This is a genomic window from Maribacter ulvicola, assembly GCF_900155985.1.
Taxonomy (GTDB): Bacteria; Bacteroidota; Bacteroidia; order Flavobacteriales; family Flavobacteriaceae; genus Maribacter; species Maribacter ulvicola.
In genome coordinates this window covers 1,688,154-1,702,864 of sequence record NZ_FTMA01000001.1, presented here as the reverse complement: position 1 = coordinate 1,702,864, position 14,711 = coordinate 1,688,154, and the positions used below count along the sequence as shown (strand labels likewise).

Sequence of the window (14,711 nt, the reverse complement as noted above, 5' to 3'; positions counted from 1 at the left end):
CCAACCCTTTTTGAAATAAAAAATTTGTCTATGACTATACCCCTGAAAAAGATGTAAAACCACCATCAACATCAAAAACACTTCCTGTAACAAAACTAGAAGCATCACTAAGAAGGTAATGGATCATACCGTTTAATTCAGATGCATCACCAAACCTTCCCATAGGTGTATTTTTTATAATACTGTTTCCTCTTTCTGTAAACGAACCATCTTCATTTGTAAGTAAGCGTTTATTTTGATTACCGATAAAAAACCCAGGAGCAACGGCGTTTACCCTAATCCTATCTCCATGTTTTGATGCCAATTCATTTGCCATCCACTTGGTAAAGATGTCCACTGCACTTTTAGCCATTGAATACCCTAGAACTCTAGATATTGTTTGTTTTGCAGCCATTGACGAGATATTTACAATAGAACCATAGCCTTGATCAACCATTAACCCACTCAAAACAACTGTAGGAATAACGGTACCGAATAAATTAATATCGACTACTTTTTTAGTATCTGCCATAGAAATATCCCTTACCGTCTGATCAGGTGTAAGGGTAGCCCCTGGTAAATTACCACCAGCTAAATTTACTAGTCCGTCTAGATGATTAAATTCTTTTTTAATAGCATTCTTTAAATTGGTAAGCTCACCTTCATCCATTACATCTACCTTAAAAATAAATGTGCTGTTAGGAGCAATAGAATTCAAGGTTTTCTGTTTATCCTTTAATTTATCTTCAGACCTTCCCAACAAAAGTACTTTAGCTCCATTCTCCACTAGATATTGGGCAATAGACCCACCTAAGGTTCCTGTTCCCCCAGAAAGGGCAAAATTCTTATCTTTCAAGGACAATAATTCGTTCATTTTTGTTTGATTTTTTTAAAAAAGGAATAAAATAAGTCCTCAAAATTAAAAGACCAATTTTAACCTGATTGGTTTGTTCTGCCAAGTTAAGTGAATTCTTAAAAACCAGCTCTAATGTCCACGTTATTATTACAAATTCTCAAATATTTACTATTAAAAATAAAATCATAATTAAAGACATTTTCATTTTCACTAATAGACTTAACTCAACTTTATTTGAAGAAACCCTTATTATTTATATTTTAAATTAACGACTTTGATAAAAATACCAACTAATAAGCAAATTGCCAGAAAAGATAGATAGATTTCAAATTGCCCCCTTTAACTTTACCAGTACAATGATAGCACAGTGAAGAAGGCATTTCTATTTATGATTATTAGTACACTTTCATTTAGTTTAATGAATTCTGTTGTAAAATACTTAGATCATATTGCAACTTTTGAACTTGTATTCTTTAGAACTATTGGCTCCTTAATTTTAGGAACATCATATATTTTATTAAAGGGAATTCCCCTACTAGGAAACAACCGTAAGTTTATGATATTTAGGGCACTTACAGGTTTGATTGCAATGAGTTTGTTCTTTATGTCCTTAAAATATTTACCTATTGGTACTGCAGTATCATTACGATACCTAGCCCCTATCTATGCTGCCTTATTTGCTGTTTTATTGTTAAAAGAAAGATTAAAGCCTATTCAATGGTTTCTATTTTTATTTGCCTTTGCCGGTGTTATCGTGTTAAAAGGCTTTGATAAGGACATAAGTTCTACCGGTCTTTTTCTCGTATTGGCCGCTTCCGTTTTCAGCGGATTGGTATATGTCCTAATTAGAAAAATAGGAAATGGTGATCACCCGCTAGTCATTGTAAATTATTTTATGTTCACAGGTACTGTTATAGGAGGAGTTTTAAGCATTAATAATTGGGTTGCCCCAAAAGGTAAAGATTGGTTATTATTATCTAGCTTGGGAATTTTCGGCTTTTTTGGTCAAGTGTTCATGACCAAAGCTTTTCAGATCGCCAAGACTAATTTGGTGGCTCCCTTAAAATATATTGAGGTTATATTTACCTTATTGGTAGGTGTTTTTTGGTTTGCAGATGTATACTCTCTTTGGAGTCTATTGGGAATAATAATGATTATAACTGCCTTAATTACCAACGTAATAATTGGTAATAAGTAGATAACCCTTAGATGAGCTTACCTGGCATTGAATTGAAAACATAATTAATATTTCTACATAGTCGCAACCACTTTTAAATATCGATTATCGAGTAAAATCTTTATTTACTCAACAAAAAAGAAGCTGCCAATTACAATGAATTGACAGCCTATAGTTATGGTCAGAAATTTCAATTATTTACGAGGCGTATCATGCTCTGCCAAGCTATTGTTAGCATCTTTCAATGCATTAACAATTACCGTATTAACTTCTCCTTCAATTTCTTCAGCATTATTAAAGTAATAAATAGCAGAAAAAAGCAAAGCGAAAGCAATTAAAAGGTTCGCTATCATTTTAGAATCAAAAAATATCTCTTGGTTATCCATCGCTCTCCATTTAATTATGCTATGAATATAGAACTTCCTACATTAATTAACAAATTTTTAAGAAATAGATTTCGATTGCAAAACACTACAAGTTATTCGGTTAATAAAAATTGAACTATTAGCATTTATTATTTTTAACTTATAATTAACTGATTTGCATTTGGTTAACATGCAATCGCATTAAAATTTATATGGATAACAACAAGCAATCCCTTTAGTTCACTTTAATTTTGAGGTATAGAAATAATTCTTTTTAATATATAAAATCAGAACAAATGAAAATTTTAAAATCAATAACATTCGCAACGCTATTATTTTTAGCTGTTGGCGTACATGCACAGAATAGTAAAGACAAGAAAGTCATAAAGGATGCGGATAAAGCGAAAGAAAAGTTAAAGACTATGGAAGTTGGTCTAGGCCATTTTTTCAATAATTCTGCAGGATATGTAATCTTTCCAAACGTAGGTAAAGGTGGCTTTATCATAGGTGGTGCATCAGGAAATGGCGTAGTTTATGAAAATGGAACAAAAGTAGGTATGGCAGACTTAAAAAAATTAAGTGTAGGCCTACAAGCAGGTGGACAAGCAATTACGGAAGTTATATTTTTTGAAACTCCGGATGATTTAGCCGAGTTTAAAGATGGGGATTTTGAGTTTTCAGCTGAAGCTTCAGCTGTTGCATTAAAATCTGGGATTTCAGTAAATGCTAAATATAGAGATGGTGTTGCTGTTTTTGCATTACCTAAAGCAGGATTAATGGCAGATGCATCTGTTGGCGGACAAAAATTTGATTACAAGCCAATGATGAAATAATTTATCTTCACATGACATAAAAAAATGCCACCCAATTGGGTGGCATTTTTATGTTTCTTATTTACCCATTAGCCGTAAATCCAGGGTAACACGTCATTCCACCATCTACGAAAATGGTAGTGCCATTTATATATTCAGATTCATCTGATGCTAACCAACTTGCTACACTACCAATATCATCTGGCACACCTATTTGCTTATATGGAATAAGTTTTAACATACCTTCCCTCCCCTCTTGGGTACTCCAGACATCTTTATTGATATCCGTTTTTATGGCACCCGGTGCAATGGAATTACATCTAACTTTTTCAGGACCATATTCTTGACAAATAGTTTGCATTAACATGACCAAACCGCCTTTTGATGCGGCATAATTTGCATGACCTGCCCAAGGAATTACTTCATGAACCGAGCTCATATGAATGATTTTTCCTAGTGATTTAGATACTTCAGGTCGCATTCCTCTTCTTTTAAATTCTAAAATAGCTTCTTTGGCACAAAGAAATTGACCGGTTAAATTTACATCTATTACGCGCTGCCAATCTTTCAAAGGCATTTTATGAAGTGGATGATCTAACTGCATACCAGCATTTGCTACACAGATATCTACAGTTCCAAACTCGGCAATGGTTTGCTTGAACATACGTTGAACTTCATTTTCCTTGCTAACATCGCATTTTACAACCATTGCATGACCACAGTCAGAATTTTCATTGATCCAGTGTGCCACTTCTTCTGCCTCTTCTTTACTACTGTGATAATTAACTACAATATTAGCGCCTTCCATACCCATTGCTTTTGCCACAGCTTCACCTATGCCATCGCTAGAACCGGTAACAATACACGTTTGGTTTTCTAATCTTTTGTTTGGTTTTTGCATAATGTTTTTTTTAATGAACTAATATATTCTAAACTTACGGTTTTAATTATCCCAAAAACCTAGATTAATAACACACCATTTCTACATAAAAATTACAGTTTAAAAGTGAAAGAATTGTTTTAAAATGAAAAGGTTGGTTTCATTTAAAGAGTAGCATCCTACGAAACATAAAGACCAATACACCTGCCTCATCTCAACTATTAAATTGCTATTTTTATTCCCACGTTGGCAAAGCTTAAATTATAAATTTTATCTCCATTGTTCTTTTTTCCAGAAAACGTCAACATTCTTTTTGCACAATATCATTTAATATAGTACTTACAAACTACCATTAATTTGAAATACCTAGGTAGCAACTAGCTTCACTTTTCATCAACTATTCCTTTTCGAAACCAAAAATGAAAGAAAAAATATAGATATACAATTTCATTTAATGATGATCCATACATACATTCATCGCATTTATTACCACTAAATAATATACTATAGCTATTAAACAATACCGATAAGTTACATCATATTAAACCTATAAAAATCATTTACATCTCCACTTTAAACAAAGTCGTTATTAAACTAAAAAGCATTTTCTAGGTAGAACCTAATCTATGGCTCCGTATTCATGATTCAATTACCAATACAAGCTAACACCATATGCTATATCAACATATAATTTCATGTTACTTCTAAAACATTTCATGGTCAATTAATTTGAGAACGTTCTTTAGATTTACATAATACTCATGACACCATTTGTAACCTACTACTGGCTATAAAATGTACATGCTGTTTAACAAAACAGGCTAATAATCGATAAAATGACAAAAAAATCACCCTTTTATGTAAAAATAAAATTGATTTTTTTTCAAAATAAATAATTACTGCATCACTCCAATTTTTATATCGTAAATCGGCTATTTAAAATATAGCCATAAAATTACATCGCTCTGTATTTATCACCTATTCCCGTAATTTCCTTTCGCTTAAAATAACACGATTTCAGTTTAAAAAAAAGCTATTCTTTCTACACTAATTTATTTATTAACAGCCTACTATATCTACAAAACAAAGTGTGTTTTATGCATTTAATGATTTAATTTTCAGTGAAACTTACTACATTAGGAACGCAAATAGTTGACCATGACTTTGAATAATTATCGCAAAGAAGATAAAGTTCTACTTTCTATAGAATGTATTATATACGGTTTTTATCAAGACGAATTAAAAATATTACTCATTCAAAGAGAATTTGGTTCCACTAAGGACAGGTGGTCGTTAATAGGTGATTTTCTTAAAAATGAAGAAGAATTGAATAATGCAGCTTCTAGAATTGTAAATCAATTAACAGGCTTAAATAATATGTATATGGAACAGGTTCACTCCTATTCTAAACCGGATCATATCCTAGAAGAAAAAATTATATCAGTTTCATACATTGCACTGATAAATATAGAAAATTACTGTAAAAATATTTTAAAAGAAAATCCAATTAAATGGTTTGCTATTAAAGATATCCCAAGTTTAGTTTTTGATCACAATAAGATGATAAAAGATTCGCTTGCCTTATTACGCAATAGAATATCCAATAGACCTATAGCATTTGAGCTTTTACCCGAAAAATTTACCATGCGTCAACTACAAAAAATATACGAGGTAATTTTAGGTACTGAATTAGATAAGAGAAATTTCATCAACAAATTCAATTCTTTAGATCTCTTAAATAAGCTGAATGAAAAAGATATGACCTCTTCAAAAAAAGGTGCTTTTCTTTTTGAGTTTGATGAAGTTAAATACTTAAGAAAAGTAGCAGAAGGCTTTTGTTTTAAAGTATAATAGCCAATAGCTTTTAAAGCTACTTTCTATTACCATTTATGCGTCAATAATCGTAAATTCGTTGTACACTTTTCTATGAGCAAGAAAGCCACTATTTACGATATTGCAAAAGAGCTGAAAATAACTGCAGCTACTGTTTCCAGAGCTTTAAACAACAATCCAAAAATTAGCGAGAAAACCCGCGAGCTCGTTCTTGCCACCGCAACAAGATTAAACTACAAACAAAACAGGCTTGCTGTAGCACTTAAAAGCGGTAAAAGCAATAATGTAGGTGTAATTGTACCTTTTATAAACAAAAACTTTTTTGCCTCTGTAATACGTGGTATTGAGGATGAACTTTACCCTAAAGGGTTTCATGTAATCATCTCTCAAACCCATGAGGACAAAGAACGAGAAAAGAAAATCATTCAAAACTTAATAAACGCCCAGGTAGATGGTATATTACTATCCACTTCTTTCACTAATATCAATAAAGATGAGTTACGTTTCGAATTAAAAAAACCTTCCCTGTTTGTGTTTTTTGATAGAACTCTGAATTTTAAGGATATAAGTTCAGTTACTATTGATGATTACCAAGGTGCATTTGATGCAACAGAGCATTTAATACAACAAGGGTGTAAAAGAATTGCCCATTTTGATGTTGATCAGAACATTGAACTTTATAAAAATAGATTTAAAGGGTATAAAGATGCCTTGAAAAAACATAACGTTAAGTTTAAAGGGGAATATGTTATATCAATTAAAAGTAATATGGAAGCTGGTAAAGAAGCTGCAGAAAAACTTATGAAACTACCCGTACCACCTGATGCCATATTCTCCTCTACGGACAACGGTTTATTAGGTGCTGTTAAATATTTACAAAGTCAATCTGTTCTTATACCCGAAACGTTTTGTGTTGTAGGATTTAGTAATGAACCTTTTACAAAGTTTTTGGAACCCTCTATAAGTTCTGTAGACCAATCACCTTTAGAGATGGGAAAAATGGCCGCCAAAGTATTGTTGGAGCAAATTGAAAAGAACCCTGTTGTAAATAGTAAGAACGATGTTATTCTTCCTGCAAAATTAATTGTAAGAAAATCGTCATGCAAAACCAAAAAGAATTAAATAAACACTTTGGCTATAATGAGACCCCTCGCTTCCAAGGTATAAAATCATCTTGACCTAAAATATCGGCTTTAGCTTCAACTTTTCCACTAGCTACTTGAATAATATATTCCAATATCTCTTCTCCCATTTCCTGTATGGTTTTTTCGCCTTTAATAATCCCTCCACTATCTATATCGATAATATCTTGCATTCGCTCTTTCAATATCGTATTTGATGAAACTTTTAATACAGGTGCTATTGGATTTCCGGTTGGTGTACCTAAGCCTGTTGTAAAAACTACTACAGTAGCTCCTGAACCTACCATACCAGTAGTACTTTCAACATCATTACCTGGTGTACAAAGAAGGTTCAATCCTGGTTTGGTTACATATTCACCATAATCCAAAACAGCTTGAATTGGAGAAGTCCCTCCTTTTTTAGCCGCACCTGCAGATTTCATAGCATCGGTAATTAAGCCGTCTTTGATATTCCCTGGCGACGGATTCATATCAAAACCAGAACCCACGGCAATAGCAGATTTTTCATAATCTCTCATTAAATCTATAAATCTTTCCGCATCAGACATATTGACACATCTATTGACCAGTTCTTGCTCTACACCACATAATTCCGGAAACTCCGATAGAATTGGAGAACCACCAACGGCAGCTAAGATATCTGAAACATAACCTAAGGCCGGATTTGCAGATATACCAGAAAAACCATCAGACCCACCACATTCCAATCCTAATTTTAAGTTTGAAATAGAAGCAGGCTTACGTTCAATAGTATTCGCTTTTTTTATACCAGCAAACGATTCTTTTATTATTATATTCAGCATATCATCGTGTGATCCCATTTGTTGCTGCTCATAAATCAGAACCGGTTTATTTAACAGAGGGTCAATTGTATTCAAAGCCTCTTTGAACAAATTTATTTCCAAATTCTGACACCCCAAACTTAATACTGTTGCTCCAGCTACATTGGGGTTCTTAACATACCCTGCCAATAATTTTGCTAAAACTTGCGCGTCTTGTCTTATACCACCACAACCACCTTGGTGTGTAATGAACTTTACATCAATATTATCAAAAGTTCTATTTTTGTCTACATCAACTACATCGCTAAAATCCGTATCTTTTTCTTCAATCAAATTTCGTAGCAATTGACGTTGATTGCGTTGTTTACCCAAAGAAAGCTCTTTTTCAAAAACATCTTTTAGTATTTCAATATTTCTATTTTCGCAAAAAACTAATGGAAAAAACAACCATACATTTTTTGTACCAACCTGTCCGTCAGACCTATGATAACCCATAAAGGTCCTATCTTTCCAGTTGGTTATATTAGGTGCATTCCATAATATCGTATTGGTTTTCCCTTCTACCAAATCACTTTGGTGTTTTACATTTTCAGTGGTCAACAAATCACCTCTTTTAATAGAAAACATTGCCTTACCTACAAGTACACCATACATATAAATTAAATCATTAACATGAAAATCAATATATGCTATTTTATGTTTTGCCTTGGTATCAGATAAAATTAATATTTCTTCCCCTTCATATTCTACCCGGTCTCCTTCTTTTAGATCTACCAATGCAATAGCAACATTGTCCTCTGCTTGCACTTTAATTAACTTTTTCTGCATACTTGTATATTATAAAACTTTCAATCTTTTAACACTTTTCTGAACGCTGAATTCCTCAATTAACCCTAATGAGGCGGCAATTGTCTTAGTTACCTTTTCTATCACATTTAAATCTAGTTGCCAGAATTCAACTATACCTAAAACAACTTTAGCTACTGTCATAAAATCTGATGTTTGTTAAATTTTAGATATTTCTATCAAGGTATTTTCATCATCATTTACAGACCTTCTCTCTATATATAGATCATTTGCTATACCCTTAGCAAGTAGCGGATATAAATCCATCTAATCATTCTGCATAAACATCAAACCTTTGTCTATAGGCTTCACCACTGCTATACCTACATTAGAATCAATTTCCTTCTGTAGTGCCTTAATGGCAAAATCAACAAAAGTTCTGAAAAAAATTACCTTCTCCAAACTAGACTATTTTGATAGGCAAGGTAGTAGAGACTACGATACTGTTCCTATTTAACTATGTCATATTTTAAAATATATTGAAACCCATAGTAGGTAGTCTATGAAATATTGAGAAAATAATTTTAAGCTTCTTAGATAAGATTCAAAAAAAATATTTCACCATAATAAAAATACAACTGGATGCACCAACTACATATTAAAGATCAAACAAGCTAGGTAACCACAGGCTTAATTGCGGAATGTAAGTCACCAAGAATAGTGCAATTATCATTGCTATAAATAACGGCAACAACGGTTTAAACACCTTTTCTATGGTTGTTTTAGCAACGCCTACACCAACAAACAATACCGATCCTACGGGTGGCGTACACAGACCAATACAAAGATTCAATACCATGATAATTCCAAAATGAACAGGATCAAGTCCTAATTTAGTGACCACTGGCAAGAATATTGGGGTGAAAATTAGCACTGCAGGTGTCATATCCATAAAAATACCTACAAACAATAAAAGTAAATTAATAATCAAAAGAATGATAATCTTATTATCACTTAAACTTAAAAGCCCCGAGCTTATATCTTGCGGAATATTCTCATAAGATAATGCCCACGACATACACATAGAAGACCCTATCAATAACATTACAATTGCTGTAGTGGCAGACGAATCTAACAATATCTGAGGTAACTTGGGTAAGGAAATTTCTTTATATATAAAGCCAAGAACCAAACTATACAATACCGCAATGGCCGATGCCTCTGTAGCCGTAAAAATTCCTGTTACAATACCCCCAATAACCACTACCAACATAAAAAGACTAGGTAGTGCATCTATAAATGTTTTACCTACTTGTTTTAAACTACTACGCTTACCTACATTATATTTCTTTTTTTTAGCCCAAAAAGCCGCTACGATCATAAGAAATAGTCCTGTCATAATTCCGGGAATATATCCTGCCAAGAACAAGGCTGCAATAGAAGCACCTCCACTAGCCAAAGAGTAGACAATTAAAACATTACTAGGTGGTATTATTAAACCTGTAGTTGCAGAAGTGATATTGACCGCTGCACCAAATTCTTTAGAATACCCTTCTTTTTCCATTTCAGGTCCCAAAATACTTCCCATGGCAGATGCAGATGCCATAGCAGATCCTGCAATGGCGCCCATCAACATAGCAGCTATTACATTTATCAATGCCAAACCGCCAGGAAAAGAACCTACCAAGGTTTTGGCAAATGCAATGAGTCTATGGGCTATACCACCTTTATTCATGAGTTCACCAGACAATACAAAAAATGGAATTGCCAATAAGGCAAAACTATCTAGTCCGGTTGCCATTCGCTGAGATACTGTAGTAAATGCTGGCATTGCAGGTATACTGACCAACATGGTCAGTAAAGATGAAATTGCTATACTCCAAGCTACTGGTGTGCCTATAGACAATAAGCATATGAAGCTTATTACTAAAACAAGAATAGGTAAATGCTCCATCATGAGTTCATATTTTTTAAGTCAGATATTTTGTAATACATAATTAACAAGCCGCTAATAGGAATGATAAGATATACGATTGCCAAGGGTAACTGTAGAGCTGGTGATTGTTGCCCCAACACATACGAGATATACACTAACCTTGACCCGCCAATTACAAATGCGAAAAAGACAAAAAGGATAATTAATAAAGTAACAATGACCTTTAATTTTTTCTGAGTTTTTTCATTTTGCCTAAGTGGTAAAATATCAATGGCGACATGAAGATTACGACCCGAAACATAAGCTGCCCCTAGAACTCCTATCCAAATCATTAGATAGCGAGCAAGCTCATCTGTAAATGAACTAGGGTTGCCGGTAACGAATCTTGTAAAAACTTGCCAAAGTACATTTATGACCATGACAGACATGATAAGTACCAATGTCTTGCCTAAGATGGAATCTATTTTATTGCGCATAGTAAACTAGTTGGTTTCTTGGATTTGTTTGATTAGCGGGTATATTTCTGGATCACTCTTATAACCCTCAAAAATACCTTTCACCTTTTCTGCAAAAAGCGATTTATCTGGTCGTATAACTTCCACACCCGCTTTTTGAACTTCGCGTAAAGCTTCCGCCTCTGCTTCTGCCCAAAGTATACGTTGATATTTTACAGATTCTTTTACCGATTCATTCAACCACTTCTGCTCTTGTTCATTCAATTTATCATAAGCATATGTCCCTATCAATAAAACATCTGGTAATACGGTATGTTCATCTAAAGAATAATATTTACATACTTCATAATGTCTAGACAAGTAAAAACTTGGTGGATTATTTTCTGCCCCATCAACGACACCCTGTTGTAATGAGGTATATAATTCTCCCCATGATATAGGTGTAGGTGAACCTCCTAGAGCCTTTACCATATTTACAGCAGTGGCACTTTCCATTACACGTATTTTTTCACCGACTAGATCTTCTGGTTTTTCAATAGGTTTATTCATAGTATAAAAACTACGACTACCGGCATCATAATACCCTAAACCCTTTAACCAATACTTTTCCCCATCGTTCAATAACATTTCACCTATTGGTCCATCAAGCACGTTAAAGGAATGTTGACGATCCCTAAATAGAAAAGGGAGACCCAGAACTTTCATTTTAGGAGCAAAATTTTCCAAAACTCCCACTGAAACTTTGGTCATATCCAAACTACCTATTTGTAATAGTTCTAAACATTCTCTCTCAGTACCTAATTGTTGACTAGGATATATTTCAAGTTTTAATTTCCCTCCTGATCGTTGCAATAAATCTTCTCCCATTTTAACCATGGCTTTGTGCACAGAATGACTGACATCTAGACCATGCCCCAAACGTAATACCTTTGCTTCGGTCTGTATTTCACATCCCAAAAAGGCCATTACCAGAATAAAGAGCGATAGTATTTTTATACTTTTCATAGTATTGGATTAAACGGCTTTTAATTTCCGTAATTTTTTAAATGATCAACCTCACTCCTAATAATAGGAGAAATGCGTTTTAATTTATTCTAAAAACTGCCAGAAAAGGGCGGTCCAGCAATAATCAGAAAATTAAACCCTCAATGCGGGATTAAAATTTGAAATACTCTTTGGCATTATTATAACTGATATCCTGTATTATTTTACCCACCAATTCAAAGTCTTGGGGCAGTTCTCCTCTCTGCATTTCTTGTCCAAATAGGTTGCATACAATTCTTCTAAAATACTCATGTCTTGGGAATGAAAGAAATGATCTTGAATCTGTCAACATCCCTACAAAACAACTAATTAACCCCATATTAGACAATGCATTGAGCTGCCTAGTCATACCATCTTTTTGATCCATAAACCACCAGCCAGAACCAAACTGCATTTTGCCTTTTACCTTACCATCATTATAGTTACCGATCATGGTAGCTAAAACTTCGTTATCTGCCGGATTTAGATTGTATAAAATAGTTTTAGTAAGCTTATCTTTTGAATCCAAGGCATTTAAAAATCCTGATAGTGTTTTAGCCTGCGAATAATCCCCTATTGAATCCCAACCGGTATCAGGGCCCAGAATACGGTTCATTCTTGCATTATTATTACGTAATGCGCCTAAATGAAACTGCTGTATCCAACCACGAGAATGGTATTGCTCACACAAGAATAATAAGATAGCGGTTTGAAATTTTTCATCTTCCTCTAAAGTTAATTGCTTTCTTTCTGTACGTTTCTGAAAAATATTTTCAATCTCGGTATCTGTAAATGTTCTAAACGGAACATAGCTTAAACCATGATCAGACAAGGTACAACCGTTCTCTTCAAAGTAATCTAAACGTAGTACAAGTGCATCACACAACGATTTATATGAATTAATTGTAACCTTACTTACTACTGAGAGTTTTTTTACATACTCAAGATAAGATTCATTAGAAATTACAATAGCCTTATCCGGTCTAAAGGCAGTACTTACCTTTACATTGAAATTGCTATTTTTTAATTTAACATGATGATCTAAACTATCAATTGGATCTTCAGTAGTACAGATAACCTCTACGTTCATTTTTTTAACCAGACTTTGACAGCTATAATCAGGTGTTTGAAGCTTTGCTGTAGCATCATCGTAAATATCACTAGCGGTATTTTCATTCAATAACAAATCTATACCAAAATAACGTTGTAGTTCTAAGTGCGTCCAATGATATAATGGATTTCTTAAAGTATATGGTACAGCCTTGCCCCATTGAAGAAACTTCTCTTTATCCGGTGCGTTACCGGTTATATACTTTTCATCTATACCAAAAGTTCTCATTGCGCGCCATTTATAATGATCCCCGTCATTCCACACTTTGGTCAAGTTTTCAAACTGTCTATTATTTGCAATTTCATCTGGAGGCAGGTGACAATGATAATCTATGATAGGCATTTTTGATGCATAATCATGAAATAATCTTTGCGAGAATTCACTCTCTAAAAGAAAATTATCTGTAATGAATGTGCTATTATTTTTAATGGAATTACTCATTAATTTTTATTTGTAAGTTGATGCTTTATATTAATGATTTATACGATTCTATTCTAATCCCACCCCAATAAGTTTTAAAACTGGAGTTTATATTTTTAATATTCATTTTCCCTGGTTCGCTGATCCGATATTTAAGTCCGTATCAGCAAACTTTAAACTAATAAAGAAATGAAAAAATTTATGTAATCGATTGCACAAATATATCCTATTTTAGATATTCAGCAAGTAAATCGTTTAAAAAATATGATAAAATATAATTCTATAAACACTATTTATCTATTTATTAGCACAGGCCCTTATTATATTAAACTATCTGCATTTATTGAGGTAACATTAGGTTACTTTATTACTTCAGGTAATAGAATGTGACCAAATATCTTTTAAAATCAGAAAAAAGAGGTAAAATCACCTTAAATTCGTTAAATTGTTCATAAATACTATTATCTAATAGCCCCATAACTATATACAATTGCCAAAGAATTGCGTAATTTGAATATTATGTTAACTTTGAAAAAAAAGAAGCACATGGAGTTACTTGAAAAAGCTCAAGAATTTATAGGTCGAAAAATGAGTAATATGTCTACTAGTGATCGAGTAGAGGCATCGAGAGAAGCAAAAGCCCTTATTTTAAGCATTAATGAAATTTATAAGGAAACGAAAGATTCTAACTTAATGGATGTAATGAAAGAGGTTACAGCCAAAAAGAAAAAAATTGAAAAACGATTGAACGGAGTTCCTTTAGTATAAGCTTAATAATTTTACAGATTTACTGAAATTTCTTTTAAGAGTTTAATTGAAATAAAAAAATCCCTTGAACTAGTTCAAGGGATTTTTTTATTCAATACTGTTGCAAAATTCTAAACAATCTCCGCACTAAGTCCTGCCTGTAACAATTTAGAACACTGTGGCTTCAACTCTTCATATTCACCGGTCTTAACAGTACACTTACCTTTATAATGCACAATTAATGAACATTGCTCTGCCTGTTCAGGCGAATGTTCACAAACCAACATCAATGTATTTATAACATGATCAAAAGTATTGACTTCATCATTAAAAAGAACGATTTCATTTTGCTGAACCGTTTCTTCTTCTAAAAGTAATTCTTCGGAAATTTCTTCTCTTGTGCTCAT

Annotated in this window: 16 protein-coding genes; 5 read left to right on the top strand and 11 right to left on the bottom strand. The window is 33.1% G+C overall.

The features are described 5' to 3' along the window. Positions 1–34: 34 nt before the first annotated feature. Positions 35–853, bottom strand: coding sequence for an SDR family oxidoreductase (locus tag BW936_RS07355; RefSeq protein ID WP_076547688.1), 819 nt, complete (start codon positions 851–853; stop codon positions 35–37). Between the two features lie 349 nt (positions 854–1,202). Here BW936_RS07355 and BW936_RS07350 point away from each other — a divergent pair, with 349 nt between their 5' ends. Beyond that, positions 1,203–2,033 (top strand): DMT family transporter, encoded by an 831-nt coding sequence (locus BW936_RS07350; RefSeq protein WP_317042880.1) that lies wholly within the window; start codon positions 1,203–1,205, stop codon positions 2,031–2,033. A 173-nt stretch (positions 2,034–2,206) separates the two neighbouring features. Here the strand turns inward: BW936_RS07350 and BW936_RS07345 are convergent, their stop codons facing one another. Continuing rightward, positions 2,207–2,398, bottom strand: coding sequence for a hypothetical protein (locus BW936_RS07345; protein WP_076547686.1), 192 nt, complete (start codon positions 2,396–2,398; stop codon positions 2,207–2,209). Positions 2,399–2,673: 275 nt separating this feature from the next. Here BW936_RS07345 and BW936_RS07340 point away from each other — a divergent pair, with 275 nt between their 5' ends. Next, the gene (locus BW936_RS07340; protein ID WP_076547685.1) at positions 2,674–3,210 is read left to right on the top strand and encodes a lipid-binding SYLF domain-containing protein; all 537 of its coding nucleotides are present in this window, start codon (positions 2,674–2,676) and stop codon (positions 3,208–3,210) included. A gap of 61 nt (positions 3,211–3,271) precedes the next feature. Here BW936_RS07340 and BW936_RS07335 read toward each other — a convergent pair whose 3' ends face one another. Beyond that, positions 3,272–4,090, bottom strand: coding sequence for an SDR family oxidoreductase (locus BW936_RS07335; protein ID WP_076547684.1), 819 nt, complete (start codon positions 4,088–4,090; stop codon positions 3,272–3,274). 1,137 nt (positions 4,091–5,227) lie between these two features. On the opposite strand from BW936_RS07335, the gene BW936_RS07330 reads away from it, so the two are divergent. Together BW936_RS07330 and BW936_RS07325 are read left to right on the top strand one after the other, a co-directional pair. Beyond that, positions 5,228–5,920 (top strand): NUDIX hydrolase, encoded by a 693-nt coding sequence (locus BW936_RS07330; protein ID WP_076547683.1) that lies wholly within the window; start codon positions 5,228–5,230, stop codon positions 5,918–5,920. Between the two features lie 75 nt (positions 5,921–5,995). Further along, positions 5,996–7,024, top strand: coding sequence for a LacI family DNA-binding transcriptional regulator (locus BW936_RS07325; RefSeq protein ID WP_076547682.1), 1,029 nt, complete (start codon positions 5,996–5,998; stop codon positions 7,022–7,024). 13 nt (positions 7,025–7,037) lie between these two features. Here the strand turns inward: BW936_RS07325 and BW936_RS07320 are convergent, their stop codons facing one another. The 7 genes from BW936_RS07320 to uxaC all read right to left on the bottom strand — a co-directional run bounded on the left by BW936_RS07320 (position 7,038) and on the right by uxaC (position 13,578). Then, positions 7,038–8,654, bottom strand: coding sequence for a UxaA family hydrolase (locus BW936_RS07320; protein ID WP_076547681.1), 1,617 nt, complete (start codon positions 8,652–8,654; stop codon positions 7,038–7,040). Between the two features lie 9 nt (positions 8,655–8,663). Continuing rightward, the gene (locus tag BW936_RS19615) at positions 8,664–8,816 is read right to left on the bottom strand and encodes a hypothetical protein (protein ID WP_159439007.1); all 153 of its coding nucleotides are present in this window, start codon (positions 8,814–8,816) and stop codon (positions 8,664–8,666) included. A 123-nt stretch (positions 8,817–8,939) separates the two neighbouring features. Beyond that, entirely contained in the window at positions 8,940–9,074 is a 135-nt protein-coding gene (locus tag BW936_RS20050) for a hypothetical protein (RefSeq protein ID WP_262493993.1), read from the bottom strand. 196 nt (positions 9,075–9,270) lie between these two features. Beyond that, a complete protein-coding gene (locus BW936_RS07315) occupies positions 9,271–10,566 on the bottom strand; it encodes a TRAP transporter large permease (RefSeq protein ID WP_076547680.1) in 1,296 nt (431 codons plus the stop codon). Beyond that, positions 10,566–11,024 (bottom strand): TRAP transporter small permease, encoded by a 459-nt coding sequence (locus BW936_RS07310; RefSeq protein ID WP_076547679.1) that lies wholly within the window; start codon positions 11,022–11,024, stop codon positions 10,566–10,568. Before BW936_RS07310 ends, BW936_RS07315 begins: the two co-directional genes overlap by 1 nt. A gap of 6 nt (positions 11,025–11,030) precedes the next feature. Further along, positions 11,031–12,008: a TRAP transporter substrate-binding protein gene (locus BW936_RS07305; protein ID WP_076547678.1), complete on the bottom strand. Its 978-nt coding sequence runs from the start codon at positions 12,006–12,008 to the stop codon at positions 11,031–11,033. A 151-nt stretch (positions 12,009–12,159) separates the two neighbouring features. Further along, complete coding sequence (gene uxaC / locus BW936_RS07300) at positions 12,160–13,578, bottom strand: glucuronate isomerase (RefSeq protein ID WP_076547677.1); 1,419 nt, start codon at positions 13,576–13,578, stop codon at positions 12,160–12,162. 525 nt (positions 13,579–14,103) lie between these two features. Here uxaC and BW936_RS07295 point away from each other — a divergent pair. Continuing rightward, complete coding sequence (locus BW936_RS07295; RefSeq protein ID WP_076547986.1) at positions 14,104–14,325, top strand: hypothetical protein; 222 nt, start codon at positions 14,104–14,106, stop codon at positions 14,323–14,325. Between the two features lie 110 nt (positions 14,326–14,435). On the opposite strand, the gene BW936_RS07290 is transcribed toward BW936_RS07295, so the two are convergent. Further along, on the bottom strand, positions 14,436–14,711 hold the full coding sequence (locus BW936_RS07290; RefSeq protein WP_076547676.1) for an ATP-dependent Clp protease adaptor ClpS: 276 nt from the start codon (positions 14,709–14,711) through the stop codon (positions 14,436–14,438).